At 71.5% G+C, this 24,484-nt stretch carries 27 protein-coding genes; 14 read left to right on the forward strand and 13 right to left on the reverse strand.

What is annotated here, in order from left to right; genetic code table 11:
• Positions 1-59 precede the first annotated feature (59 nt).
• Together ACZ6SD_RS25655 and ACZ6SD_RS25660 are read right to left on the reverse strand one after the other, a co-directional pair.
• Entirely contained in the window at positions 60-812 is a 753-nt protein-coding gene (locus ACZ6SD_RS25655; protein ID WP_465319542.1) for an alpha/beta fold hydrolase, read from the reverse strand.
• Positions 809-1,504 (reverse strand): hypothetical protein, encoded by a 696-nt coding sequence (locus tag ACZ6SD_RS25660; protein WP_465319543.1) that lies wholly within the window; start codon positions 1,502-1,504, stop codon positions 809-811. The genes ACZ6SD_RS25655 and ACZ6SD_RS25660 overlap by 4 nt, the downstream gene beginning before the upstream one ends.
• Positions 1,505-1,598: 94 nt before the next feature.
• On the opposite strand from ACZ6SD_RS25660, the gene ACZ6SD_RS25665 reads away from it, so the two are divergent.
• Positions 1,599-2,150, forward strand: a complete 552-nt coding sequence (locus ACZ6SD_RS25665) for a GNAT family N-acetyltransferase (RefSeq protein WP_465319544.1) — start codon at positions 1,599-1,601, stop codon at positions 2,148-2,150.
• On the opposite strand, the gene ACZ6SD_RS25670 is transcribed toward ACZ6SD_RS25665, so the two are convergent.
• Genes ACZ6SD_RS25670 through ACZ6SD_RS25680 form a run of 3 tightly spaced genes read right to left on the reverse strand, consistent with a single transcriptional unit; the run spans position 2,072 to position 3,352 of the window.
• Positions 2,072-2,770, reverse strand: a complete 699-nt coding sequence (locus ACZ6SD_RS25670) for an alpha/beta hydrolase (RefSeq protein ID WP_465319545.1) — start codon at positions 2,768-2,770, stop codon at positions 2,072-2,074. The two genes, ACZ6SD_RS25665 and ACZ6SD_RS25670, sit on opposite strands and share 79 nt — an antisense overlap.
• A 43-nt stretch (positions 2,771-2,813) precedes the next feature.
• Positions 2,814-3,104 (reverse strand): hypothetical protein, encoded by a 291-nt coding sequence (locus ACZ6SD_RS25675; protein ID WP_465319546.1) that lies wholly within the window; start codon positions 3,102-3,104, stop codon positions 2,814-2,816.
• A gap of 44 nt (positions 3,105-3,148) precedes the next feature.
• Positions 3,149-3,352, reverse strand: a complete 204-nt coding sequence (locus ACZ6SD_RS25680) for a hypothetical protein (protein ID WP_465319547.1) — start codon at positions 3,350-3,352, stop codon at positions 3,149-3,151.
• A gap of 24 nt (positions 3,353-3,376) precedes the next feature.
• Between ACZ6SD_RS25680 and ACZ6SD_RS25685 the strand changes: the two genes are divergently transcribed.
• From ACZ6SD_RS25685 to cobS, 3 genes are read left to right on the forward strand one after another with little or no spacing between them, the layout of a single operon-like run.
• Positions 3,377-3,913, forward strand: coding sequence for a bifunctional adenosylcobinamide kinase/adenosylcobinamide-phosphate guanylyltransferase (locus ACZ6SD_RS25685; protein WP_465319548.1), 537 nt, complete (start codon positions 3,377-3,379; stop codon positions 3,911-3,913).
• A 28-nt stretch (positions 3,914-3,941) separates the two neighbouring features.
• Positions 3,942-5,021 carry a nicotinate-nucleotide--dimethylbenzimidazole phosphoribosyltransferase gene (gene cobT, locus ACZ6SD_RS25690; RefSeq protein ID WP_465319549.1) on the forward strand — a complete coding sequence of 360 codons (1,080 nt, stop codon included), beginning with the start codon at positions 3,942-3,944 and terminating at the stop codon, positions 5,019-5,021.
• On the forward strand, positions 5,021-5,764 hold the full coding sequence (gene cobS, locus ACZ6SD_RS25695; protein ID WP_465319550.1) for an adenosylcobinamide-GDP ribazoletransferase: 744 nt from the start codon (positions 5,021-5,023) through the stop codon (positions 5,762-5,764). The genes cobT and cobS overlap by 1 nt, the downstream gene beginning before the upstream one ends.
• 3 nt (positions 5,765-5,767) lie before the next feature.
• On the opposite strand, the gene ACZ6SD_RS25700 is transcribed toward cobS, so the two are convergent.
• Positions 5,768-6,316 carry a hypothetical protein gene (locus ACZ6SD_RS25700; RefSeq protein WP_465319551.1) on the reverse strand — a complete coding sequence of 183 codons (549 nt, stop codon included), beginning with the start codon at positions 6,314-6,316 and terminating at the stop codon, positions 5,768-5,770.
• 569 nt (positions 6,317-6,885) lie between these two features.
• On the opposite strand from ACZ6SD_RS25700, the gene ACZ6SD_RS25705 reads away from it, so the two are divergent.
• Positions 6,886-7,587 carry a creatininase family protein gene (locus ACZ6SD_RS25705; RefSeq protein ID WP_465319552.1) on the forward strand — a complete coding sequence of 234 codons (702 nt, stop codon included), beginning with the start codon at positions 6,886-6,888 and terminating at the stop codon, positions 7,585-7,587.
• Between the two features lie 55 nt (positions 7,588-7,642).
• Here ACZ6SD_RS25705 and ACZ6SD_RS25710 read toward each other — a convergent pair whose 3' ends face one another.
• Together ACZ6SD_RS25710 and ACZ6SD_RS25715 are read right to left on the reverse strand one after the other, a co-directional pair.
• Positions 7,643-8,743: a branched-chain amino acid aminotransferase gene (locus tag ACZ6SD_RS25710; protein WP_465319553.1), complete on the reverse strand. Its 1,101-nt coding sequence runs from the start codon at positions 8,741-8,743 to the stop codon at positions 7,643-7,645.
• A gap of 72 nt (positions 8,744-8,815) precedes the next feature.
• The gene (locus ACZ6SD_RS25715; RefSeq protein ID WP_465319554.1) at positions 8,816-10,018 is read right to left on the reverse strand and encodes a hypothetical protein; all 1,203 of its coding nucleotides are present in this window, start codon (positions 10,016-10,018) and stop codon (positions 8,816-8,818) included.
• Positions 10,019-10,194: 176 nt separating this feature from the next.
• Here ACZ6SD_RS25715 and ACZ6SD_RS25720 point away from each other — a divergent pair, with 176 nt between their 5' ends.
• The gene (locus ACZ6SD_RS25720) at positions 10,195-11,685 is read left to right on the forward strand and encodes a leucyl aminopeptidase (RefSeq protein WP_465319555.1); all 1,491 of its coding nucleotides are present in this window, start codon (positions 10,195-10,197) and stop codon (positions 11,683-11,685) included.
• A gap of 46 nt (positions 11,686-11,731) precedes the next feature.
• On the opposite strand, the gene ACZ6SD_RS25725 is transcribed toward ACZ6SD_RS25720, so the two are convergent.
• Complete coding sequence (locus tag ACZ6SD_RS25725) at positions 11,732-12,061, reverse strand: oxidoreductase (RefSeq protein WP_465319556.1); 330 nt, start codon at positions 12,059-12,061, stop codon at positions 11,732-11,734.
• A 247-nt stretch (positions 12,062-12,308) separates the two neighbouring features.
• Between ACZ6SD_RS25725 and lpdA the strand changes: the two genes are divergently transcribed.
• The 5 genes from lpdA (at position 12,309) to lipB (ending at position 17,903) form a co-directional block, all read left to right on the forward strand.
• Positions 12,309-13,679: a dihydrolipoyl dehydrogenase gene (gene lpdA / locus ACZ6SD_RS25730; RefSeq protein WP_465319557.1), complete on the forward strand. Its 1,371-nt coding sequence runs from the start codon at positions 12,309-12,311 to the stop codon at positions 13,677-13,679.
• A 66-nt stretch (positions 13,680-13,745) separates the two neighbouring features.
• Entirely contained in the window at positions 13,746-15,482 is a 1,737-nt protein-coding gene (gene sucB / locus ACZ6SD_RS25735) for a 2-oxoglutarate dehydrogenase, E2 component, dihydrolipoamide succinyltransferase (RefSeq protein ID WP_465319558.1), read from the forward strand.
• Positions 15,483-15,596: 114 nt separating this feature from the next.
• Positions 15,597-16,481: a TIGR01777 family oxidoreductase gene (locus ACZ6SD_RS25740; protein ID WP_465319559.1), complete on the forward strand. Its 885-nt coding sequence runs from the start codon at positions 15,597-15,599 to the stop codon at positions 16,479-16,481.
• A 70-nt stretch (positions 16,482-16,551) separates the two neighbouring features.
• Positions 16,552-17,172 (forward strand): phosphatase PAP2 family protein, encoded by a 621-nt coding sequence (locus tag ACZ6SD_RS25745; RefSeq protein ID WP_465319560.1) that lies wholly within the window; start codon positions 16,552-16,554, stop codon positions 17,170-17,172.
• Positions 17,169-17,903, forward strand: coding sequence for a lipoyl(octanoyl) transferase LipB (gene lipB / locus ACZ6SD_RS25750; RefSeq protein ID WP_465319561.1), 735 nt, complete (start codon positions 17,169-17,171; stop codon positions 17,901-17,903). The genes ACZ6SD_RS25745 and lipB overlap by 4 nt, the downstream gene beginning before the upstream one ends.
• Here lipB and ACZ6SD_RS25755 read toward each other — a convergent pair.
• The 4 genes from ACZ6SD_RS25755 to ACZ6SD_RS25770 form a co-directional block, all read right to left on the reverse strand.
• On the reverse strand, positions 17,896-18,855 hold the full coding sequence (locus tag ACZ6SD_RS25755; protein WP_465319562.1) for a hypothetical protein: 960 nt from the start codon (positions 18,853-18,855) through the stop codon (positions 17,896-17,898). The two genes, lipB and ACZ6SD_RS25755, sit on opposite strands and share 8 nt — an antisense overlap.
• Positions 18,856-18,865: 10 nt before the next feature.
• Complete coding sequence (locus ACZ6SD_RS25760) at positions 18,866-19,801, reverse strand: hypothetical protein (RefSeq protein WP_465319563.1); 936 nt, start codon at positions 19,799-19,801, stop codon at positions 18,866-18,868.
• A 10-nt stretch (positions 19,802-19,811) separates the two neighbouring features.
• A complete protein-coding gene (locus tag ACZ6SD_RS25765) occupies positions 19,812-20,870 on the reverse strand; it encodes a hypothetical protein (protein ID WP_465319564.1) in 1,059 nt (352 codons plus the stop codon).
• Between the two features lie 75 nt (positions 20,871-20,945).
• Positions 20,946-21,611: a TetR/AcrR family transcriptional regulator gene (locus ACZ6SD_RS25770; RefSeq protein ID WP_465319565.1), complete on the reverse strand. Its 666-nt coding sequence runs from the start codon at positions 21,609-21,611 to the stop codon at positions 20,946-20,948.
• Positions 21,612-21,710: 99 nt separating this feature from the next.
• Here ACZ6SD_RS25770 and ACZ6SD_RS25775 point away from each other — a divergent pair, with 99 nt between their 5' ends.
• From ACZ6SD_RS25775 to lipA, 3 genes are all read left to right on the forward strand, one after another.
• Positions 21,711-22,232: a hypothetical protein gene (locus tag ACZ6SD_RS25775; RefSeq protein WP_465319566.1), complete on the forward strand. Its 522-nt coding sequence runs from the start codon at positions 21,711-21,713 to the stop codon at positions 22,230-22,232.
• Between the two features lie 162 nt (positions 22,233-22,394).
• On the forward strand, positions 22,395-23,324 hold the full coding sequence (locus ACZ6SD_RS25780; protein WP_465319567.1) for an oxidoreductase: 930 nt from the start codon (positions 22,395-22,397) through the stop codon (positions 23,322-23,324).
• 16 nt (positions 23,325-23,340) lie between these two features.
• Positions 23,341-24,342: a lipoyl synthase gene (lipA, locus tag ACZ6SD_RS25785; RefSeq protein WP_465319568.1), complete on the forward strand. Its 1,002-nt coding sequence runs from the start codon at positions 23,341-23,343 to the stop codon at positions 24,340-24,342.
• Positions 24,343-24,484 lie beyond the last annotated feature (142 nt).

Here is a 24,484-nt window from a genome sequence, read left to right on the forward strand (position 1 = left end):
GAGCCCCGCTCGGACCGGGGCGCCGTCCGCTATCCGCCGCTCTCTTAGCGAACAAGCTCTTAGCGGGCGGTAAGCCAGGACGTGATAGCCGCGATGAACTCGTCTGGCTTCTCGACCGGCGGCAGGTGGCCCGCCCCGGGCAGCACGGCCAGCTTGCCCGCGGTCAGCTCCGCGAGTTCCTCGGCAAGCTCCACCGGCATCAGCCCGTCGGCCTCGCCGTGCACGACCAGGGTGTCGACGTCGATGCCGCGCAAGGTCTCCCGGGAGTCAACGCGGTCGGCCATGGCGCGCTGGGCCCAGGCCACGGACTCCCTCGGCTGCGCCTCCATCCACTCGCGCACGATCCCGTCGCACGAGCGGTTGACGAGGATGGTGGGCAGCATCTGGTCGGCCAGCCAGGGCGCGGTCCCCTCCCGCTCGGCGCGCGCGGCCACCGCCAGCCGGTTCGCCTTGGCCTCCGGCACGTCCTCGCGGGCCTTCGTGTCGACGAACAGCACGCCGGACACTCGTTCCGGGGCCGCCCGCAGCACCGCCATCGCCACATAGCCGCCCATGGAGCAGCCGCCGATCACGGCCCGCTCCAGGCCGAGCTCGTCAAGCAGGCCGACCATGTCCTCGGCGACGGTCTCCAGCGACGGCGGGTCCTCGCCCAGCGGGGAGCGGCCGAAGCCGCGCTGGTCGGGAGTGATCAGCCGGACGTGCGCGGAGAGTCCGGCGCGCACCGGGTCCCACATGCGGGAGTCGAGGCAGAAACCGTGGAACAGGACGAGCGGGGTACCGGAGCCGGTGTCGGTGTAGTGCACGCGGCTCATTCTGTCCCGGTGACCCGGCCCGCGCCGACCCGGACCACGGCCCGCTCACCGGCCAGCTCCGCGCGGGCGTCCGGGTTGTCCAGGTAGAACCGCAGCGTGTGCAGCACGACCAGTTGGTCGAGGTCGACCGAGCGCATGGACACCGCGCAGGCCAGGTCCTTGCCGAAGCGGGCGGCTGCCTTGCGGGTCCGCTCATCGACCACGTCGGGTTCGCGGCAGACCACGCCGAGGTAGTTGCGGGTCGGCGCCGTGCGCGCGCGGCCCATCCGCAGCGCCAGCGGCCGGATCTCGATGATCGAGGTCCACGGCAGCCGCACGACCGGCCGCACCCAGTTCAGCACCACGTGGTCGGGGGTCAGCACGATGCCGACCGCCCGGGGCTTGCGGCGCAGCGCGAAGCCGCCCGCCGCCAGCAGCAGCACGCCCAGCAGCCCGAGCACCACCCCGCCGACCGCGCCGATGACCGACTCGCCCGCGATCAACAGTCCACCGAGGACCGCGAAGCAGGCGCCGACCACGATCAGCAGCACCCCGGCCGCGACGGTTGTCGGTCGGGAGGGAAGCAGCAGCCCGGCGGTGCCGTCGGTGTCAACGACCCGCGCGGAGCCGGTGGGGGCCTTGCCCGGGTTCGGGGCGCCGTCCGGGGTGCGCCAGGGCTGCGGGCATGGAAGCGGTGGGGCGGCGTTGTCCATGTGGACCATGGAAGCGCACCGGGGGCCGGGGCCGCCAGCCACCGCCCGGCGGAAGTGCGACCTGTCTCACGACGGCGGCGATAGGTTTGGATTCATGCGCGTCGTCCGCACCGACCGGCTGACTCTGCGCCCGCTCACGGCGTCCGACAGCGCTCTCGTCGCCGAACTCTTGGGCGACCCAGCGACGACGAGATTCCGGCCCGGCGGCCCCAGCACCCCGGCGGAGGCGGCGAGCCTGTTGGCGGGCTGGGTCGAGCACTGGCGGGCGCACGGATTCGGCTACTGGGCGGTTGTCCTGACCGCCACCGGCGAGACCGTCGGCGTGGGCGGCGTGCGGCACGACTCCGCCAGCGAGCGCCATCTGAATCTCTACTACTGCTTCCGGCCGCCCGCCTGGGGGCGGGGCTACGCGGCGGAGACGGCCCGCGCGGCGATGGCGTGGGCGGCCCAGGCGCTGCCGGACATGCCGGTGCGGATCGTCACCACCGCCGAGAACGCGCCCGCTTGCCGGGTCGCGGAGAAGCTGGGGTTCACCCAGATCCGGCGAACGGGGCCGTGGACGCGGGTCTACCAGTGGCGCGGCAGCGGTGTCGGAACCTCTGGCGCGACGAACGCGACAAGCGAGTCCAGCACCTCTTCCGCGTAACCGAGAAACAGGTGGCGCGCGCCGGGGAACTCGATCACCTCGGCCTGGGGGACGGCGGCGAACCGCGTCCGCGCCTCCGCGGGCCGCAGGTAGTCGTCCAGTTCGGGCACCAGGCAGCGCATCGGCGTGCCCGCGTCGGCCCAGGCGGCCAAGTGCGCGGCCTCGGCGCGGCGCAGCGGCGGCGCCATCAGCAGCACGCCGCGCACCCGGGGGTCGATGGCGTGCATCAGGGCCAGGTCGGTGCCGAACGACCAGCCCGCCACCCACAGCGGCGCCAGGTCGGCGACGTGGTCGAGCGCGGCGGCGACGTCGGCGCGCTCCCCGACACCGTGCTCGTGCGCGCCCTCGCTGGCCCCCGACTCGCTGGCGGTGCCGCGCGTGTTGAACCGCAGCGTCGCCAGCCCGGCCAGCGCGGGCAGGCGGCAGGCCGCCTTGGCGATGAGGTGATTGTCCATCGAGCCGCCGCCGAGCGGGTTCGGGTGCAGCAGGACGACGACGGCTCGCGGCTCCCGATCGGGCGGGAGGGCGAGTTCGCCCGCCAGGCGCAGACCGTCCGCCGTGCGCAGGGTGACGGCCTCCCGGCGGGCGGGGAGCACGGTGTCGGGGCCGATGCGGGTCACGGCGGTGATCCTGCCAGCAACGGTCCTCGCGGCGGTGATCCTCTTAGCGGCGCCGGGTCGGGCGGCGGCGGGACCGGGCCGACCAGCAGCCCGGGTGCCAGTGCCTGCGGTCCTCGACCGAGCCGTAGTCGTCGGCGGGCCAGACCACCACGTGCGGGGTGCCGGGGCGGATCTCGTGGTCGCAGCCGGGGCAGCGGTAGAACTTCGTCGCCTGCGCGCCGGGGATGTGCCGCACGAGCCAGTCGCCGTCGTGCCCGGACTCCTGGCGCTGGTCGGCCACGCCGCCGCCGAGGGGTCGCGGCTCGTCGCGCTTGGGGCGGTTGTGGCGTGGCACGGCTGTGCAGGTTAACGGTGCCGCGATGAACTGTGATTCGCGTCCTACTGGGCGGGAGGGTCCAGGCTCATCGGGCCGTAGACCTCGGTGTCCCCGTCGAGCAGGACGACCTGGCGCACGCCGTCGGCGAGCAGGTCGGGCCAGGTCGCGCTGAACCACTCCTCGGCCTCGTCCTGGTCGTCGAAGGCCACATCGGGACCGTCGACCGGGGCGCCGGACTCGTCTTCGTACCGCCAGCGGTAGCTCACCAGGCCACGGTAACGTGCCGCGCCGTGAACAGGACGCTGGTGCTCGGCGGGGCGCGCTCGGGCAAGTCCGCGCACGCCGAGGGGCTGCTGCCGGACGGTCCGGCGACCTATCTCGCCACCGCCCGCCGGGTCCCGGGCGACGCCGACTGGGACGCCCGCATCGCCGAGCACGTCGCCCGGCGGCCCGCTGCGTGGCGCACGGTCGAGACCCCGGACACCGACACGGTCGTCGCCGCCCTGAGCGCCGGGTCGGACGTCCCGATCCTGCTGGACGACCTGGCGACCTGGCTCACCGGCGCGCTGGACGACGCGGGCGCGTGGGACGGGGGCCGCGCGGAACTGGCCGCGGCGCGCGCCGAGCGCGACCGGCTGGTCGCCGCCGTGGCGGGCTGCCGGGCGCCGCTGGTCCTGGTGTCCGCGGAGGTCGGCCTGGGTGTGGTCCCCGCGACCCGCTCTGGCAGGCTCTTTCGCGACGAGCTTGGCGCGGTCAACGCGTCCGTGGCCGAGGTCTGCACCGAGGTGCTGCTCCTGGTCGCTGGCCTGCCGCTGCGCCTGAAGTGACCGAGCAGACCCACCCTGGAGGTACCCCGTGAGCTTCCCGCACGTCCCGACCCCGGACGCGGCCGCGCGGCGGGAGGCCGTCGCGCGGCACGGGCAGCTGACCAAGCCGCTGGGCGCGCTCGGGCGGCTCGAAGAACTGGGCGTGTGGGTGGCGGCCTGCCAGGGGCAGTGCCCGCCCAAGCCGTTCGCCCGGCCCCGGGTCGTGGTGTTCGCGGGCGACCACGGCGTGGCGCGCAACGGGGTGTCGGCGTACCCGAGCGAGGTCACCGCGCAGATGGTCGGCAACTTCCTGACCGGCGGCGCGGCGATCAACGTCATGGCCGCGACCGCGGGCGCGACCGTGCGGGTGGTGGACATGGCCGTTGACTCCGGCGTGGAAAGCGGGATGCCCGAGCAGGTCACCGCGCACAAGGTGCGCCGCTCGTCCGGCTCCATCGACCGCGAAGACGCGCTTACCGACGACGAGGTAAACGCTGCCATCGCCGCTGGCCGCGCCATCGCCGACGAAGAGGTCGACGCGGGCGCCGACCTGCTCATCGCGGGCGACATGGGCATCGGCAACACCACCCCGGCCTCGGTGCTGATCGCGGCCCTGGCGGGCGCGGAGCCGGTGGCCGTCGTCGGCCGCGGCACCGGCATCGATGACGCGGGCTGGATGCGCAAGGCCGCCGCCATCCGCGACGGCCTGCGCCGCGCGCGCAAGGTGAGCGGCGACCCGGTGGCGCTGCTGCGCACCTCGGCTGGCGCGGACATCGCGGCGATGGCCGCGTTCCTGGCCCAGGCCGCGGTCCGCCGCACCCCGGTCATCCTCGACGGCCTGATCTCCGGCGCGGCGGCCCTGGTCGCCGAGGAACTGGCCCCCGGCGCGGCGAAGTGGTGGGTAGCGGGCCACCGCTCGGTCGAGCCCGCGCACACGCTCGTGCTGGAGCAGTTGGACCTCACCCCGATCCTGGACCTCGACCTGCGCCTGGGCGAAGGCACCGGCGCCGTCGCCGCCCTGCCCCTGCTGACCATGGCCACCCGCGTGCTGGCCGAGATGGCGACCTTCGCCGACGCCGGGGTCAGCGGCCGCGAAGCCCCCCTCCCCGGCGACGACCCCGAGGCGTAGTGCACGGGTTCCGGCTGGCGCTGTCCTGGCTCACGGTCCTGCCCCTGCACACCGACCGCGTCGACAACCGCACCAGCCGCACGGCCATCGCGGTCGCCCCGGTCGTTGGTCTGCTGCTGGGTTTGGCGGCCGTGGCCCTATTGCACGGCGCCCACTGGCTGGGCATGCCCCCGCTGCTCGCGGGCCTGCTCACCGTCGGCTTCCTGGCCCTGGCCACCCGCGGCATGCACCTCGACGGCCTAGCCGACACCGCGGACGGCCTGGGCTGCTACGGCCCACCCGAACGTGCCCTGTCGGTCATGCGCGACGGCGGCGCTGGCCCGTTCGGCGTCGTGACGCTGATCGTCGTGCTGGGCGCCCAGGCGGTGGCACTGTCCACACTGGTCCCACACCGCTGGGGCGCGGTCGCCCTGGCGATAGCGGCGGGCCGAGCCGCGTTCACCGCCTGCTGCGCGCGCGGGATTCCAGCCGCGCGGCCGGAGGGTCTTGGCGCGCTGGTGGCGGGCTCACAGCCGCGCTGGGTGCCCGCTGGCTGGCTCGCGGCACTGGTCGCGGTGTCCACTGTGGTCGTCCCGGGAAACCTGTGGCTGGGCCCGGCGGCGGTACTCCTGGCAGCGGCGGCGGTCGCCCTCCTCTTGCGCCACACCCGAAAACGCTTCGGCGGCATCACCGGCGACGTCCTGGGCGCCGCCTGCGAACTGACAACCGCGATAGTCCTAACGGTCTGCACACTCTCGCCGTAGGTCTTATGCGACTTCCACGATCATCGGGAAGTTCATCTCATACCCGCGCAATCCACCTATAGAGTCCAGGCTGACTGCTTTACGCAGTTCACTCCCCGTAAATGGCGGCCAGAGTCTCAAGGTGAAGTCATCGGCATCGTAGACGGTCGCCCGAAGATTAGCGTCACTCGCGACTCCCATGACATCGAACACGACGTTAAGTACCCTGAAAAGGATTCGATACGCGATCCCTTGCCCGCCTTCGGTGGTTACAACACTCGACCCGGAACGCACCTCTCCCAGATGCAAGGGGCCACGATCCGGGCTTATTTTAACCGATGCCGAACCTATGCGAATATGACCGTTCAGCGGAGGCTCTTGAGAACGAAAGAACTCACGTACCGTGCCCATCGGGATTGGATCACTCGCATCTAGCCTACCCAGAACAACCGCTGTCTTGAACGCCCAAGAGGCGAGGGTCAGGTCCAAAAGACCCGACATATCCACCTCCTTCTCCACTCCGTTAAAAAACTTGGTCAAAGCCGGCCTGACACCTGCCTCCAAGCGTGACATCCAGCCGAGATTGCAACTCTTGCAGATCCCGCCGATCGTCTTTCAGAATGGATTCCCCTCTTGCCATCGAGTGGGCCTACCGTCACGATACAAAATCTCCCGCATGCCCATTCCAGGATAGTGGTGGGTTTTTATCCACTTCCCAAAAACATGCTCTTTGGTCATCGGTCCACTCGATCCGCAGAACAGGCAAGCCTTGGAAGGTTTCCCAGTTGACATAACAGGACTGTACTCCTCACGAATCTACTCGACAGACGCCGATCCGGTGACGTACCGGGCCACTCCTGCGCACCTGAGCACCCGGAGATGGAGGCCGCGTTCGACGCGACCTCGGGCTGGGACTGGCGCTGCTGTCGACGGCGCACGCGACGGAAGGCGAAGCCGAGTACGCGGTGCGTGTGGCGAAGAGTTCCCATATCATCGCCCGGGAGACGCGGTCGCATCGGATTCGTAGGAAACTGGGTCGAGCGCCTGGGATTCTTGAATCCGTGGGGGCTCAGGAAGAATCGCGGCAGGTTGCCGGACTGGTAGCATCCTTGTGGCCGTGAAAACGATGAACGAAGGTGCCCATGTTCACCCGTGCGACGTCGGCGGAAGAAGCGATTCGTGGGGCTTCGGTCGCGGTTCTTCCGGTCGGGAGCTTCGAGCAGCACGGCGCGCATCTGCCGTTGGCGACGGACACGATTGTCGCCGAGGTGATCTCGGAGCGATTGGCGAAGGATTACGGTTTGTTCAGACTGCCGCCCGTCACGATCTCGTGTTCGCACGAGCATGAGGGGTTTGTCGGGACGGTCAGTATCAGTGCGGCGACTCTCGCCGCCGTTATTTCCGATGTTCGGGTCTCGTTGGGGCGGTCGGGGATCTCGAAGTTGGTTCTGGTGAACGGGCACGGCGGCAACTATGTGTTGTCCAACATCGCGCAGGAGGCGAACGTTTCCGCGCGGTCGGTGGCGTTGTTTCCGGGGCGGGCGGATGTGCGGGCGGCGCGGGAGGCTGCCCGCATGGTGACCACGGCTGAGGAAGACATGCACGGCGGGGAGTGGGAGACGTCCCTGTTGCTGCACGCTTGTCCGGAGGTGGTGCGGCCCGAATATCGGGCGGCGGATTTCGAGGCCACGGAGCGGCCGTATCTGCATGTGCTGGGAATGAGCGGCTACACCGAGTCGGGGATTATCGGCAAGCCATCGCTGGCGACGGCGGAGAAGGGGCGGCTCGCGTTGGAAGCGCTTGCCGCCTCGTTCGGGCCGTTGTTCCAGTCGATTGAGGGGTGAAAGACGCGGAAAGGCGCGCCCGGGGTCGCGGGGCGCGCCTTTCGTGGGTCGAGGGTTAGAGGAGGGTGGTCATCCAGCCTCGGGTGTCGTGGGTTCCGCCGCGCTGGATGGTGGTCAGCGTTTCGCGGAGTTGAGTGGTGACCGGGCCGGTGGCGCCGCCGCTGATGGCGAACGTGCCGTCGGCGTGTTTGACGTGGCCGACCGGGGTGATCACCGCCGCGGTGCCGCAGGCGAAGACCTCGGTGAGTTCGCCGGTCTCGGCCTTCTTCTCCCATTCCTCTGTGGAGAAGCGCCGTTCCTCGACGCCGTAGCCGAGGTCGGCGGCGAGGGTCAGCAGGGAGTCGCGGGTGATGCCGGGCAGCAGCGAGCCGGACAGCTCCGGGGTCACCACCCGGGCGTTCGCGCCGGAGCCGAGGACGAAGAACAGGTTCATCCCGCCCATTTCCTCGACCCAGCGCCGCTCCACCGCGTCAAGCCAGACGACCTGGTCGCAGCCCTGCGCGGCGGCCTGGGCCTGGGCGACGAGGGACGCGGCGTAATTGCCTGCGAACTTCGCCGCGCCGGTGCCGCCGGGGGCGGCGCGCACGTACTCGGTGGACAGCCACACCGTGACCGGCTTGAGGCCGCCGGGAAAGTACGCGCCAGCCGGGGACGCGATCAGCACGTAGAGGTACTCCCCCGCCGGGCGCACACCCAGCCCGGCCTCGGTGGCGATCATGAAGGGGCGCAGGTACAGCGACTCCTCCGCCTGCTCAGGCACCCAGCGCCCGTCCACGGCGAGCAGTTCGCGCAGCGACCGCAGGAACAGCTCATCGGGGAGCTCGGGCATGGCGATGCGGCGGGCGGAGACGCGGAACCGCGCGGCGTTGGCCTCGGGCCGGAAGGAGGCGATCGAGCCATCCGGCTGCCGGTAGGCCTTGAGCCCTTCAAAAATGGCCTGCCCGTAGTGCAGGACCATCGCGGAAGGGTCCAAAGTGATCGAGCGGTACGGCTCGACGTGGGCGTCGTGCCAACCATGCTCTCGGGAGTAGCGGATCGTCACCATGTGGTCGGTGAAGTGCTGCCCGAAGCCTGGCTTGGCCAGTACCTCCGCAACCCGCTCCGGGGTCGCCGGCTGGGGGTTGGGGGTCCGTGTGAACGGCAACATAGGCGTCATGCGCAAACGGTAGCCGTTGTTCTGCCGCCAGAAAATCGGTATCCCGAGGATCGGACGACCGACTACCTGCAGTTACCCGGGCGTGGCGGTGCGCGCCCGACGTGCCCACAGGGTGCTCGCGGCCGTGCCGATAACGAGGACAGCCGCCGCGCTCGCCAGTGTGGTGACCGAGATGTTCACCCCGACGATCACGCACAGCGCCAGCCCGCAGCAGCCGGTCCGCACCCAGGTCGAGCGCTCCGCCCGGGCCAGCGTGCGCGCGGCGGCGTTGACGAACGCGAAAGCGCCCAGGGTCAGCGCCGCGGCCACGGCGAGCGCGGGCACCGGGGCCACCGCCACCGCGACACCCGCCGCGAGGCCCCCCGGCAGCAGCGCCCGGTAGGCGTCGGGAACGGCGGGCAGGTCGCCCGCGGCGGACATGTCGGCGACGAGCCGGGCGGCGCCGCCGAGAAGGCCGTGCAGGGCGAGGACCGCGCCCACCGCGAGCCCGACCGTCACCAGCGGGTCGAGGACGGCCCCGTCGGCCGCGGCCAGCGCGTCGCGCAGCGGGGTCGGCGAGAAGGCGAGCCGGGCGCCGCCGAGTTGGCGCAGCGCCACGAAAGCGAGCAGCAGGTACGCCAGGGCGAGGCCGACGACGGCCACCGCGCCGACCCGCGCCCGCCCGCCGCCCACGCGCTCCACGCCGAGGAAGCCGAAGAACAGCACCCCCGCCGCGGTCAGGACGCCGGTCGGGTCGTTCGAGCCGACCACCCCCGGCTCGGGCGCCGCGGCCTGCCGCACCGGGTCGATGGCCAGGCAGGCCGCCACAACGAGCACGATCGTGAGGATAATCACAACAGCGGCGACAGTGACCACCGCGGGCGACGGGCGCGCGCCCACGATGGCGGCCGCGGTGACCACCGCGACCAGGCCCACCGCGGCGACACCGGGCCGCGCCGGGAGCAGGTAGGCGCCCACCGCGCCCGCGACGGCCGCGCAGGCCACCACCCGCCCGGCCAGCTCAAGCACCCCGGCGAGGCGTCCCGGCACGATTCCCATGCGGGTTTTGACATGCGCGTAGGAGCCGTCCACACCAGACTGTTTGGCGAGATCGGCGAACGACGCCGCGGTCAGCAGGGCCACCAGCCCGGCGAGCGCGAGCGCGGCCAGCGACCACCAGCCCGCTGCCGCCGCGGCCGGGCCGATGGCCAGCGGGACCCCGGCGCCGAGCGACGCGGCGATCGCGGCGGGCACCTTAGCCCAGCGCCCCGACGCCGCCTGTCCCATCGCTGTCACGGGCACGACCGTGCCAGATCGCCGGGGAAATCTCCATCCGGCCACTGGTTGAAAGTCGTTCCCAACTCGTTAGCATGCGTCCACACCTGGCCGTGAGACCCGCCCTGACCAGGTACCCAGGGGCCCACGAGGACCCCCGGTCGGGTCATCCGAGCGAATTACCGAGGAGCACATCTGTGACCGCCCCCAAGCTGGCACTGGCCACCGCGCCGGTAGCCGAGGCATCCGTCGACGCCATCGTGATCGGCACCGTCCACACCGGCGCGGGCCTCGCGCTGGCGCCCGGCGCCGAGCAGGTGGACGCGGCCTTCGGGGGCAAACTGGTCGAGGTGCTCGGCGCGCTGGGCGCGACCGGCAAGGCCGACGAGATCGTCAAGGTGCCCACGCTCGGCGCGCTGAAGGCGGCCGTGGTCGTCGCGGCCGGACTGGGCAAGGCCGACGACGGCGTCACCGCCGAGCAGGTGCGCCGCGCGTCCGGGGCCGCGGCGCGGGCGCTGGACAAGACCAAGCACGCCGCGACGACGCTGTCCAGTGTGGACTTGCAGGCCGCGGTCGAGGGAACGCTGCTGGGCGCGTATTCCTTCACCGGCTACAAGTCCGACGCGCCAACGCCCGAACTGGCCAAAGTGGACCTCGCCGCGCCCGGGGAGGGCACGGGCAAGGAGCACCGCGCGACCCTCAAGGCGGCCACCGCGATCGCCGAGGCGGTGGCGACCGCCCGCGACTTCGTCAACACCCCGCCCAACGACCTGTACCCGGCCGCGTTCGCCGAGAAGGCCGCCGCGCTGGCCAAGGCCGTCGGCGTCGAGGTCGAGGTGCTCGACGAGAAGGCCCTGCGCAAGGCGGGCTTCGGCGGCGTCCTCGGCGTCGGCGTCGGCTCCGCCCGCCAGCCCCGCCTGGTCCGCATGACCTACAAGGGCCCCAAAGCGCGCAAGAAGATCGCGCTCGTCGGCAAGGGCATCACCTTCGACACCGGCGGCATCTCCATCAAGCCCGCGGCCAACATGGAGCAGATGACCTCCGACATGAGCGGCGCGGCCGCCGTGGTCGCCAGCGTCGTGCTGGCCGCGAAGCTCAAGTACCCGCTGGAGATCATCGCCACAGTCCCGATGGCGGAGAACATGCCCTCCGGAGCCGCCTACCGGCCAGGCGACGTGCTGACGATGTACGGCGGCAAGACCGTCGAGGTCCTCAACACCGACGCCGAGGGGCGGCTGATCCTGGCCGACGCCATCGTGCGGGCCTGCGAGGACGCGCCGGACTACCTGGTGGAGGTCTCGACGCTGACCGGGGCGCAGGTCGTGGCGCTGGGCAACCGGACCTCGGGGATCATGGGGTCCGACGAGTTCCGGGACCGGGTCGCCGCGATCGCCCAGGCCACCGGCGAGGGCGGCTGGGCGATGCCGCTGCCCGAGGAGCTGCGGGCCGACCTCGACTCCCGGCTGGCGGATCTTTCCAACGTCACCGGGCACCGGTGGGGCGGGATGCTCGCCGCCGGGCTGTTCCTGCGCGAGTTCGTGGCCGAGGGCGTGCCCTGGGCGCACCTGGACATCGCGGGTCCGGCGTTCAACACCGGCGCGCCCTGGGGCTACACCGGCAAGGGCGGCACCGGTTTGCCGGTGCGGACCGTCGCCGCGCTCATGGCCGACATCGCCGCCAACGGCTGAGGCGACACCGGCGGCCTCCGGCGAGGAGGCCGCCGGGCATCGCGGGTCAGCCCTGGCCTTCGCGCTTCTGCCGGGCCATGTACTCGCGCATCCGCTTCGGGTAGCCGACGCGGGCGACCTCGTAGACGGGGATCGAGCGCTTCTTGCCGAACTCCAGCGCCGCCTCGTGGTCGGCGATGCGGCGGCGGGTCCACTCGCCGTCATGGGCCACCAGGACGATGGTCGTGTCCGTCACGTTGGTGCGGGGCTCCACGTACGCCTCGACGCCGTGTCTGCTCGCCGCCCACTCGTCCAGGTGATTCGTGTCCTGCTTGCTCGCGCCGCGAAGCACGCCTGGCCGCTTGCGCTTCCTGCGCAGCGAGTCGAAAACACCCACGTCCGCCCACCTCCGCTATACGGTCCGCGACTTCCACGGCCCCCGGTTGGCTTCCAGTGTCCTCCGACTCGATCGTGGTACTCGCGGGTAACCCGATCAGCGCACCAGGACACACCAGCCACCTCGCAAGCGTGCCTCACGTGATGACAAGATGTGGTGTGGTGGGAGCCGTGGGGCTCACGTCCTTGCTCACCGCCCGGCAAACGCTGTCGTTCGTCACCATGCTGTCGCACGTCGAGGAGATCCCGTGACTGACACCTCCGCTGACCTTGTGATCTTGGGTGGCGGGTCCGGTGGGTACGCCTGCGCCTTCCGCGCGGCCGAGCTAGGACTTTCCGTCATCCTGGTCGAGAAGGACAAGGTCGGTGGCACCTGCCTGCACCGAGGCTGCATCCCGACCAAGGCGCTGCTGCACGCCGCCGAGGTGGCCGACAACGCCCGTGAGGGCGACCAGTTCGGGGTGAAGTCCTCGCTGGAGGGCATCGACATGAACGGGGTGAACTCCTACAAGGACGGCATCGTCGGCAACCTCCACAAGGGCCTGCAGGGCCTGTTCAAAGCCAACAAGGTCACCGTTGTCGAGGGCGCGGGCACGTTCGTCGGCCCGAACTCCGTCGAGGTCGACGGGACCCGCTACACCGGCAAGAACGTGGTGCTGGCCACCGGCTCCTACGCGCGCACGCTGCCCGGCCTGGAGATCGGCGGCCGGATCATCACCAGCGACCAGGCGCTGAACCTCGACTACGTGCCCGAGAAGGTCGTCGTGCTCGGCGGCGGCGTCATCGGCGTCGAGTTCGCCAGCGTGTGGCGCTCGTTCGGCGCGGACGTCACGATCGTGGAGGCCCTGCCCCGGCTGGTGCCGCTGGAGGACGAGTGGGCCTCCAAGCAGCTTGAGCGCGCGTTCCGCAAGCGCGGCATCACGTTCAAGACCGGCGTCCGCTTCACCGGCGCCACCCAGACCGATTCCGCTGTCACCGTCTCCCTCGAATCCGGCGAGTCCTTCGAGGCCGACCTGCTGCTCGTCGCGGTCGGCCGCGGCCCCAACAGCGCGGGCCACGGCTACGAGGAGGCCGGGCTCAAGATGGACCGCGGCTACGTCCTGACCGACGAGCGCCTGCGCACCAACCTGCCCGGCGTCTACGCCGTGGGCGACCTGGTCCCCGGCCTGCAACTGGCGCACCGCGGGTTCCAGCAGGGCATCTTCATCGCCGAGGACATCGCCGGGCTCAACCCGAAGGTCATCGACGAGGCGGGCATCCCGAAGGTCACCTACTGCAAGCCGGAGGTCGCCTCCGTCGGCCTTTCCGAGGCGCAGGCCAAGGAGAAGTACGGCTCCGCCGAGACCCTGGTCTACGCGCTGTCGGGCAACGGCAAGAGCCAGATCCTCAAGACCAGCGGCGGCGTGAAGCTGGTGAAGGCCCCCGACGGCCCGGTCGTCGGCATCACCCTGGTCGGCGAGCGCGTGGGCGAGCTCATCGGCGAGGCGCAGCTGATCTACAGCTGGGAGGCCTACCCGGACGACGTCGCGCCGCTCATCCACGCCCACCCCACCCAGACCGAGGCCCTGGGCGAGGCTTTCCTCGCCCTCGCGGGCAAGCCCCTGCACGTGCACGGCTGACCGCCGGACGGCTCAGCCCCAACCGAACCGTCAGCCATGCAAGCAAGCACGAGGAGTCCACGAACCATGGCGTTCTCCGTTGAGATGCCGGCGCTCGGTGAGAGCGTCACCGAAGGCACAGTCACCCGGTGGCTCAAGCAAGAGGGCGACACCGTCGAGGTAGACGAGCCGTTGCTGGAGGTGTCCACCGACAAGGTCGACACCGAGATCCCCTCCCCGGCGGCGGGTGTCCTGCAGAAGATCGTCGCGCAGGAAGACGAGACCGTTCCCGTGGGCGCCGAGCTCGCGGTGATCGGCGACGGTTCCGGCGGGGGCACGGAGTCGGGTGGTGATGTGGAGTCCGGCGGGGACGTGGAATCCGCTGAGCCCGAGCCCGCGCAGCAGGAGCAGCCCACCGCGGGTCCGGCCCCGTCCGAGGACGCCCCGTCCGGCGGCAGCGGCAAGGGCACCGAGGTGACTATGCCCGCGCTCGGCGAGAGCGTGACCGAGGGCACCGTCACCCGCTGGCTCAAGCAGGTCGGCGACACCGTCGAGGTGGACGAGCCGTTGCTGGAGGTGTCCACCGACAAGGTCGACACCGAGATCCCCTCGCCGGTGGCGGGCACGCTGCTGGAGATCAGCGCGGCCGAGGACGCGACCGTCGAGGTCGGCGGCAAGCTCGCCGTCGTCGGCGCCGCCGGCAGCGCGCCCGCGCAGGCCCCCGCGCCCAAGCACGAGGCCCCCCAGCAGGAAGCGCCCAAGCAGGAGGCGCCCAAGCAGGAGGCCCCGAAGCAGGAGGCTCCGAAGGCGGAAGCGCCCAAGGCCCCCGCGCCCCAGCAGGCCGCGCCACAGGCGGCTCCTCGGGCGGAAACCAACGGCGCGGGCGCGCCGTATGTGACCCCGCTGGTGCGCAAGCTCGCCACCGAGCACGGCGTCGACCTGTCGTCGCTGACCGGCACCGGGGTCGGCGGCCGCATCCGCAAGCAGGACGTCCTGGCCGCCGCCGAAGCCGCCAAGGCCCCGGCCCCGGCCCCCGCCGCTGCCGCGCCCGCCGCGAAGGCCGCTCCCAGCCCGAGCGCGGCCCCCTCGGCCGACTCCTCGCTGCGCGGCACCACCGAGAAGATGACCCGCCTGCGGCAGACGGTGTCCCGCCGCATGGTCGAGTCGCTGCAGACCGCCGCGCAGCTCACCCAGGTGATCGAGGTCGACGTGACCAAGATCGCCAAGCTGCGGGCCAAGTCGAAGGCGGCCTTCGAGCAGCGCGAGGGCGTGAAGCTCACGTTCCTGCCGTTCTTCGCCAAGGCCACCGTCGAAGCGCTCAAGCAGCACCCGAAGCTGAACGCGTCGATCAACGACGAGACCAAGGAGGTGACCTACCACGGCGCCGAGCACCTGGGCATCGCGGTGGACACCGAGCGCGGCCTGCTCACCCCGGCCATCCGCGACGCGGGCGACCTGAGCATCAGCGGCTTCGCGCACAAGATCGCCGACCTGGCCGACCGCACGCGCGCCAACAAGGTCACCCCGGACGAGCTGTTCGGCGCGACCTTCAACCTGACCAACCTGGGCAGCCAGGGCGCGCTGTTCGACACCCCGATCATCCAGCTGCCGCAGGTCGGCATCCTGGGCGTCGGGCTGGTCGTGAAGCGGCCGGTCGTGGTCACCGACGACAACGGCGACGACACCATCGCGATCCGCTCGATGGTGTACCTCGCGCTGACCTACGACCACCGCCTGGTCGACGGCGCGGACGCGGGCCGGTTCCTCCAGACGGTGAAGCACCGCCTGGAGGAAGGCGCGTTCGAGGGCGACCTCGGGCTGTAGGCCGAACGCTGGCCGAGTGGGTCGTCCCGATGGGGCGGCCCACTCGGCATTTCGGGTCAGTCACAACGATCACCCGAGCGTGCGACTCAACCGGATGTTCGAGACGATCAGCGTATGCGCGTAGTCGTCGCCGGCTCCACCGGCCTCATCGGGACCGCTCTCGTGGCCAGACTCCGGCAGGACGGCGACGAAGTGCTGCGGCTGGTGCGCAAGGCCCCCGCCGCCCCCGATGAGCGCTTCTGGGACCCGCCCGCGGGCGTCGTCGCCGACGGCGCGTTCGACGGGGTGGACGCGGTGGTCAACCTGTGCGGCGCGGGGGTGGCCGGGAAGCGGTGGAGCCAGGCGCGCAAGCAGGTGCTGCTGGACAGCCGCATCGTGCCGACCGAGGTGCTGGCGGGCGCGGTCGCCCAGCACGGCGTCCCGGTGCTGCTCAACGGTTCCGCAGTGGGGTACTACGGCACGACCGGCCCGAGTCCGGTGGACGAGACCGGCGAAGCGGGCCGGGGGTTCCTCGCCGACCTGTGCGTGCGCTGGGAGGCTGCGGCCGAGGCCGCGAGCGCGGCGGGCGCGCGGGTCGTGCTGGCCCGCACCGCGCAGGTGCTGGCCCCCAGCGGCGGGCTGCTCGGCCCGCTGCGGCCGCTGTTCTCCCTGGCCCTGGGCGGAAAGCTCGGCGACGGCGGCCAGTACATGCCGTGGATTCACATCGATGACGAGGTGGCGGCGCTGTCTTTCCTGCTGCGCAACGACATCGCGGGCCCGGTGAACCTCACTGGGCCGATCGCGGCGACCAACGCCGAGTTCACCCGCGCGCTGAGCCGCGCCAAGCGCAGGCCCGCGGTGTTCACCGTGCCGAAGGTCGCGCTGCGGGTGGCTTTGGGCGAGCTGGCGGAGGAGATCCTGCGCAGCCAGCATGTGGTGCCGAAAGTGTTGCGGGACAACGGGTTCGACTTCCGATTCGACACCGTCGAAGACGCCCTCGACGCGATCGAGGACCGTTGAGCGAGCTTGACCGCGAACAATCGACACAGCACGGAGGCGCGCGCGGCCACCGATCTGGTGCGGCGGCCGTATGAGCCGAATCGTCAGCCTCGGCGCGTTCCTGCTGGTCGCGTTCCTCGTCTTGGGACTCACCGTCTCCGGCGCCACACCGGGGGTCGACCGGTTCGTCGCCGAGTCGCTGGGCAACGGGTGGCAGGACACCGCGGGGGACGTGGCGTTCGTGGGCAGCGCGGTGCTCGGCCCGGTGCTGCCCGTGGTCGCCGCGCTGGGCCTGCTGGTGGCCGCCGTCGTGGTGCGGCGGCGAGGCAGACCGGAGCTGACCGGGCTGCTGCTGCGCGCGACGCTGCTGCTGGCGGTGTGCCGCACGGTGTCGTTCGCCAAGCCGCTGTTCGAGCGGACCCGGCCCAGGGTGTACCCGGATTTCAGCTTCCCGAGTGGACACGTGGTGTCAGTGGCCTCGGTTGGGTTCACCGCGGTCGTGCTGTGCGCGTGGCTGGCCAGGGAGCGGCTGCGGCTGGTCGTCGCGGTCTCGGCGGTCGCGGTGTTCCTGGCGGCGGTGTGCCGGGTGCTGCTGGACGTCCACTGGCTCACCGACGTGGTGGGCGCCACCCTGGGCGTGGTCGGCCTGGGACTGATGACGGCGGCGGCGCTGCGGCTGCTGCCCGCGCACGGCGTAGGGTCGCGTCCGTGAGCACAAGGGACAATTCCTGTCGCGCCGACACCCGACCGGTGGCGGTGCGCGAGGTCGGCACGATCGACTACCAGGCGGCCTGGGACCTCCAGCGCGAACTCGCCGAGGCCCGCGCCGAGGACACCGGCGGCGACACCCTGCTGCTGCTGGAGCACCCGTCGGTCTACACCGCGGGCAAGCGCACCCAGCCCGACGAGCGCCCGGACGACGGCACCCCGGTGATCGACGTCGACCGCGGCGGCAAGATCACCTGGCACGGACCGGGGCAACTGGTCGGGTACCCGATCGTCAAGCTGGCCGACCCGATCGACGTGGTCGCCTACGTGCGCCGCGTCGAAGAGGCCCTGATCGCCGTGTGCGCCCGCCTCGGCCTGCGCACCGGCCGCGTCGAGGGCCGCAGCGGCGTCTGGCTCGCCGGGGACGCGGACCGCCCGGAACGCAAGATCGCCGCCATCGGCATCCGCGTCCAGCGCGGCGTCACCATGCACGGCTTCGAAATCAACTGCGACGCCGACCTGAGCGCGTTCGACCGCATCGTGCCCTGCGGCATCCGCGACGCCGGGGTGACGTCCCTGACGGCGGAACTGGGTCGGCCGGTGCCGGTGGCCGAGGTGCTGCCGCTGGCCCGGGACGCGGTGCTAGCGGCGCTGGAGGGCACGCTGCCGGTTTCCGACCACTGGCTGCCCAAGACCGAGCCCAGCAGCCCCGGGGTGACCTTCGCGCTCAGGTGAGCCTGGCCACCGCCAGCAGCGGGTAGCCGGGAAACCCCGCCGCCATCGTCTTACCCGCCTCCGGCCTACCCGCGAACCACAGCGTCCCGGTGTCCCACACCGTCCCCAGTAGATCGATTGACGCGTTGGGCAGGCTCGCGGCCAGCGTGGTCCCGTCCTCCAACTCAACCGTCACGGTCGCCGCCGCCGTCCCGTCCGGGCGCGCGACCCACGGCTCGGCCCACGCCCGCGCGCGGACCCACTCACCCGCCTCAACCAACTCAGGCAACCGAAGATCGCCGCGCCGTCGCCGGAACAGGCCAAGCGACCACCGCGCCTGAGACCGCAGCCACCGCGCCCACCGGCGGGAGGTCTCGGCCGGATCGATCGGCTCGGACACCGCCCCCGGCGGCACCGGCTTCCGCCGAACCCGCGCCGGAAACGGCTCATGCGACCCATCGATCCGGATCATCACCCACCCGTCAGCGGCCGGACCCACCAGCCACAGGACCCCGGTGCGGGCGATGACCGACCGGTGGGCGGGCCGCAGGCCGCGCACTTCCAGCGCGGTGAACGTCCCGTCCTCCTCGACCTCCACCGTGGCCACGTTTCCCCGAGCCCGAACTACCCGCGCCGTCACCGGCCGCCACGGCCACGCGCCCAACAGTGCGAAAGCCGACGGAATCCACCGACTGGCGAACCGAAGTCTGACCAGAATCAGCACACCAATCCAGGACAGGGCCACGCCCACCCAGGACAGGAGAGCGCCGAAAGCTGACATGGCGCCCCCGCCGCTGAGCACCCAGGCCACGACGGAGCTGAGTGTGACGGACAGCGCGGTAACGACCAACCACACGATCGCGGCGACCTTCGGTCGCGTGTTCTCCCGCGACCGCAGCAGAGCGGCCGTCGTCGGGTCTGACAACGCGGGCTGATCGGTCGCTGGCACCCGCACCACCTCGGTGTCCGCCACCAGGTCCTCCCTATCCGCGCTTCGCCACGGCCAGCAACGGGTAGCCGGGAAACCCTGCCGCCATCGTCTTACCCGCCTCCGGCTTTCCCGCGAACCACAGCGTGCCGGTGTCCCACACCGTCCCCAGCAGATCCACTGACGCGTTGGGCAGGCTCGCGGTCACTGTGGTCCCGTCGTCCAATTCAACCGTCACGGTCGCCGCTGTCCCGTCCGGGCGCGCGACCCACGGCTTGGCCCACGCCCGCGCGCGGACCCACTCACCCGCCTCGACCAACTCAGGCAACCGGAGATCGCCGCGCCGGGACAGACCCAACGACCACTTCGCCTGAGACCGCAGCCACCGCGCCCACCGGCGCGTGGTCTCGGCCGGATCGATAGGCTCCGACACCGCCCCCGGCGGCACCGGCTTACGCCGAACCCGAGCCGGAAACGGCTCATGCGACCCACTGATTCGGACTACCGCCCACCCATCAGCGGCCGGACCCACCAGCCAAAGCTCCCCGGTCCGCGCGATGACCGACCGGTGAGCCGCCCAGAGCCCCCACACCTCCAGAGCGGTGAACGCCCCGTTCTCCTCGACTTCCACCGTGGTCTTCTCCGCCCGAGTCCGAACCACCCGCGCCGTCACCGGCCGCCAGGGCGACGAACCCAACTGGGCGTAAGCCAACGGAATCCACCGCCGCTCCCGTCGAATGCCTGCCTGGCCAACCACACAGGCATAGACCAGGATCGCGCTGTGGGCCAGCAAGACACCCCCGCCGCCGAGCAAGGTCAAGATCGAGCCGAACACGGCAAGCAGCGCGGCGACAACCAGCGGGCCGATCACAGCGCCGCCCTTCGGCCGGGTGCTCTCCCGCAACCGCAACAGAATGGCCGTCGTCGGATCGGACAAGGCCGGGCGATCGGTCGCGGGCGCCCGCACCACGTCGACTTCGGTACCCGCCACCGGGCCTCCCCTATCTGAGCTTGGCCACGGCCAGCAGCGGATAGCCGGGAAACCCTGCCGCCATCGTCTTACCGGCCTCCGGTTTGCCCGCGAACCACAACGTCCCCGTGTCCGACACCGCGCCCAACACGTCCACCGACGCGTTGGGCAGCAGGGCGACCAGGGCTGTCCCGTCGTCCAGTCGGACGGTGGCCTTCGCCGCGACTGTGCCCTCCGGGAGGAGCTCCCACGGCGCCAGGGACGCGTCGGTTCGGGTCCAGTCGCCCGCGGCGACCAGGCGGGGCAGGCGCAGGTCGATGAGCCTGCGGCGGTTGGAGTACAGGTACTCGCCGCAGATGAAGCTCCAGGCGGCCAGGCCGACGGCCGTCTTCGCCCAGCTCGATGTCCCGGTGAGGGTGAACGCGCAGGTCGCTCCAGTGATCCACCACATCGGCCAAGTCGGGGCGCACACCCGCGCGCACATCTTCCGCGCCCAGAGGCGGGTGGTTTCCGCGCTGTCGACGGGGAAGAACTCGGCGCCGGGCGCGGGGGGCCGGGTGGTCGCGCGGGCGGGCCACGGTTCGTGGGATCCGTCGATCCGGACGACCGCCCAGCCCTCGGCCGGGCCGACCACCCAGACCTGCCCGGTCCGGGCGATCACCGTGTGATGGGCCTTGCTCAATCCCGCTACCCGCAGCGCGGTGAACGTCCCGGATTCCTCGATCTCCACGACCGTCGTGCCCCACGACCTGGTGACCACCCGGGCGGTCACCGGCCGCCACGGCTCGGCGTGCATCCGCGCCGCGCCCGCGGCCAGCCACCGGCCCAGGCGCCTGCCGCGCAGGACGAGCACGGTCGTGACCACCGCGACGGCGAGCCAGACGGCCATCAGCCAGTCGAACCTCCCGTTGGCGGCGGCGGTCCCGACCAGCGGGCCGAACACCAGCACCCCGGCGAAGCCCACGCCGAAGAGGGCCTTGTGCGGGCGGGCGTCCTCGCGCTCGCGGAGCAGGATCTCGGTGATCGGGTCCGACGACGCCGGGCGGACGGTCGACGGGGCGCGCACGACCTCGGCCTCGGTAGCTGCCACTGATCCCCCTGCGCGGAAGTCGCGGATGTCGCGGATATCGACGTGTCGGGGAGATCGTCCCAGTTCGGCCCGCCGTTATCGACGCAGGCTGCGCACCGGGGCCGCGGGCGGGTCGGGCCGCTCGTTCCGGGGCCGCTTGCGCATGCCTTCCAGGACCCGCGTGATGGTCACCGAGACCTCGGCGCTGGCCTGCTTCGGGTCGGCGGCGCCCGCGATGATCGTCGCCCCGGTGGACAGGGCGCCGAAGACGACGCGGGCGGTGACCTCCAGCGGCAGGTCGTCGATCTCGCCCGCCTCGATGAGCGCCTCCAGGGCCGCGCGGACCAGGCCGTAGCTGAAGTGCTCCTCGGCCTCGCGCCAGCGCTCCCAGCCCATCACGACCGGGGCCTCGTGGATGACGATGCGCTGGTAGGACGGCTCAAGGCAGGCCTTGAGGTAGGCCTGCACGCCGCTCATCGCCCGGTCCCAGGCGCTGCCGGGGCCGGTGACGACCTCGCCGAGCCTGCCCATGACCGAGTTCTCCACGGCGTCGAACACGGCCTCGAACAGCGCCTGCTTGCCGCTGAAATGGTGGTAGAGGGCGCCCTTGGTCACCCGGGCGCGCTTGGCGATCGCGTCGAGAGAGGTGGCCGAGTACCCCTGCTGGGTGAACAGCGCGACGGCCGAGTCGACCAGGGCCTGCCTGGTCGACTCGCTGTAGTCCACCCGCCTCGACTGCGCTGTCGTCACACTCACAACCATAGGACATACCGCCGGTACGGAACCATGGTAGATTTTGCATACCGACGGTATGCCGCAAACCAACGGTATGACCAAGGTCACGGAAGGGGAGCCAGAGCCATGAGCTGGAACGACTTCTACCGCAGACGCGACGCGCTGGACGAAGTGCTGCGCCACGCCCGACAGAACCCCGAGGGCACCCTGCCCTACGACGAGATTCCCGAGGTCGCCGAGGTCTTCAGCGGCCCGGAGGAAGTGCTGCTCGCCCTGCACCACCGGTGGACGATGAAGCTCACCGGCCGCGTGAGCCTGGCCCAAGCCGAGGCCGAGCGGGACGGGTCGGTCGACCTGATCGACGCCATCACCCAGGCCTGGCGCGCCACCGCCGTCGAGAACCCGGTTCTGCGCTGGGTCCTCGACGCCAACGCGGACGCCTACGCCGACACCCTTCGTCCCGCGGTCGAGGCCGAGCAGCGGATGCTCGCGCTCGCCGCGGGCCTGTGCGAGCCCGACGCGCCGCGCGCGGAGATCACCCGCGTCGGCAGCGCGTTCGCCGCCCTGCTGCGCAGCGCCCCGGAACGGGCCGAACGGCGCCGCGGCCCCGTCGAACTGCTGCTGCGACGGCTCGTGGCCAGCGCCTGAGCCTGCTCTCAGGGCCGCGTCCCTATCGTCGGGTACTGTCCGGTACCGCTTCGAGGAGGGACCCATGAGCGGACTTGCGAGCGAATCATTGGCATGGCGCGAAGACGCGTCATTGGCACAGCGCGAAGACGCGCGCGGTCACCGAGCCTGCGAGGTGGCGGCATGAGCTGGTCCGAGGCCGACATCCCGGACCAGAGCGGCAAGACCGTTCTGGTCACCGGGGCGAACTCCGGGCTGGGGCTGCGCACCGCGCAGGTCTTGGCAGGCAAGGGCGCGCACGTGTTCATGGCGTGCCGCTCCCCCGAGCGGGGCCGCAAAGCGCTCGCCACCGTGGACGGCGCGGCGGAACTGGTCGATGTGGATCTCGCGGATCTGGCCTCGGTCGGCAAAGCCGCCGCCGAGGTCCGCGAGCGCACCGGCGACCGGCTGAACCTGCTGATCAACAACGCCGGGATCATGGCGACGCCGAGGGCGGCCACCGCGGACGGCTTCGAGTCGCAGTTCGGCACCAACCACCTGGGCCACGCCGCGCTGACCTGGCTGCTGATGCCCGCCCTGCGCGGGGTGTCCGGCGCGCGGGTGGTCACCGTGGCGAGCCTGGCGCACCGCGGCCGCGGCCTCGACCTGGACGACCTCAACTTCGACCGCCGCCGTTACACCCCAGTGTCTGCCTACGCGCAGTCCAAGCTCGCCAACCTGCTCTTCGCCATGGAGCTGGACCGGCGCGCGAAGGCAGCCAATCTCGACCTGGTGAGCGTCGCCGCCCACCCCGGCCTCACCGACACCGAGCTCGCCAGCAACTCAGCCCGGCTGCGCGGCAGCGGCCGGGTCGGCGCGATCCTGGGCAAGGTCGTGTCCGCGGGCAGCAAGCTGATCACCCAGTCCGTCGAGCGCGGCACTCTCCCCCAGCTCTACGCCGCGGTCGCCGCGGACGTGCGCGGCGGCGAGTACTTCGGCCCGACCGGACCGGGTGAGATGTTCGGCGCCCCGGGGCGGGCGAAACCGCGCAGCGCTGCCCTGGACCCCGACCTCGCGCGGGGGCTGTGGACGCAGACGGCCGCGTTGACCGGCGTCTCTCCTGACCCGGCCTGAGGCGTAGCCTGGCCGGGTGACGGTCGTCCCTGAAGGTCGGAAGATGCTGCGCCTGGAAGTGCGCAACAGCCAGACGCCGATCGAGAAGAAGCCCGCTTGGATCAAGACCCGGGCGAAGATGGGCCCCGAGTTCCGCGAGCTCAAGGGCCTGGTCCGCCGCGAGGGTCTGCACACGGTCTGCGAAGAGGCGGGCTGTCCCAACATCTACGAGTGCTGGGAGGACCGCGAGGCCACGTTCCTCATCGGCGGCGACCAGTGCACCCGGCGCTGCGACTTCTGCCAGATCGACACCGGCAAGCCCGCCGAGTTCGACCGGGAGGAGCCGCGCCGGGTCGCCGAGTCGGTGCAGGCCATGGGGCTGCGGTACTCGACGGTCACCGGCGTCGCCCGCGACGACCTGCCCGACGGCGGCGCCTGGCTCTACGCCGAGACCGTGCGCCAGATCCACGCGCTGAACCCGGGCACCGGCGTCGAACTGCTCATCCCGGACTTCAACGCCGACCCGGACCAGCTCGCCGAGGTGTTCGGGTCCCGGCCGCAGGTGCTGGCGCACAACCTGGAGACGGTGCCGCGCATCTTCAAGCGCATCCGCCCGGCGTTCACCTACGAGCGCTCGCTCGCGGTCATCACCGCCGCCCGGGACTACGGCCTGGTCACCAAGTCCAACCTGATCCTGGGCATGGGCGAGACCCCGGACGAGGTCACCGAGGCGCTGCGCGACCTGCGCGCGGCGGGCTGCGACATCATCACCATCACCCAGTACCTGCGCCCGAGCCTGCGCCACCACCCGATCGACCGGTGGGTGAAGCCGGAGGAGTTCCTGGCGCACAAGGAGGCCGCCGAGCGCATCGGCTTCGCGGGCGTCATGGCTGGCCCCCTGGTCCGCTCGTCCTACCGCGCTGGCCGCCTCTACACCCAGGCCGTCGAGCACCGCGGCGAGCAGGTTCCCGAGAACCTGCGCCACCTCGCCGAGGCGGGCGAGTCCAGCCAGGAGATCACCGCCCTGCTCAAGCGTTGAGGCTGGGCGTTCGCGGCTGCTACGACCACAGGCTGACCTTGAGATCAGGACACGGACCGATCTCAGGGGGAACCCTGTTATGCCAAGCTGCCTCCAAGCGAGAGACTTCGCGGGAGCGCCGACGGCAGGCGCCAGTATCTTG

This window comes from Actinokineospora sp. NPDC051303, from assembly GCF_055586285.1.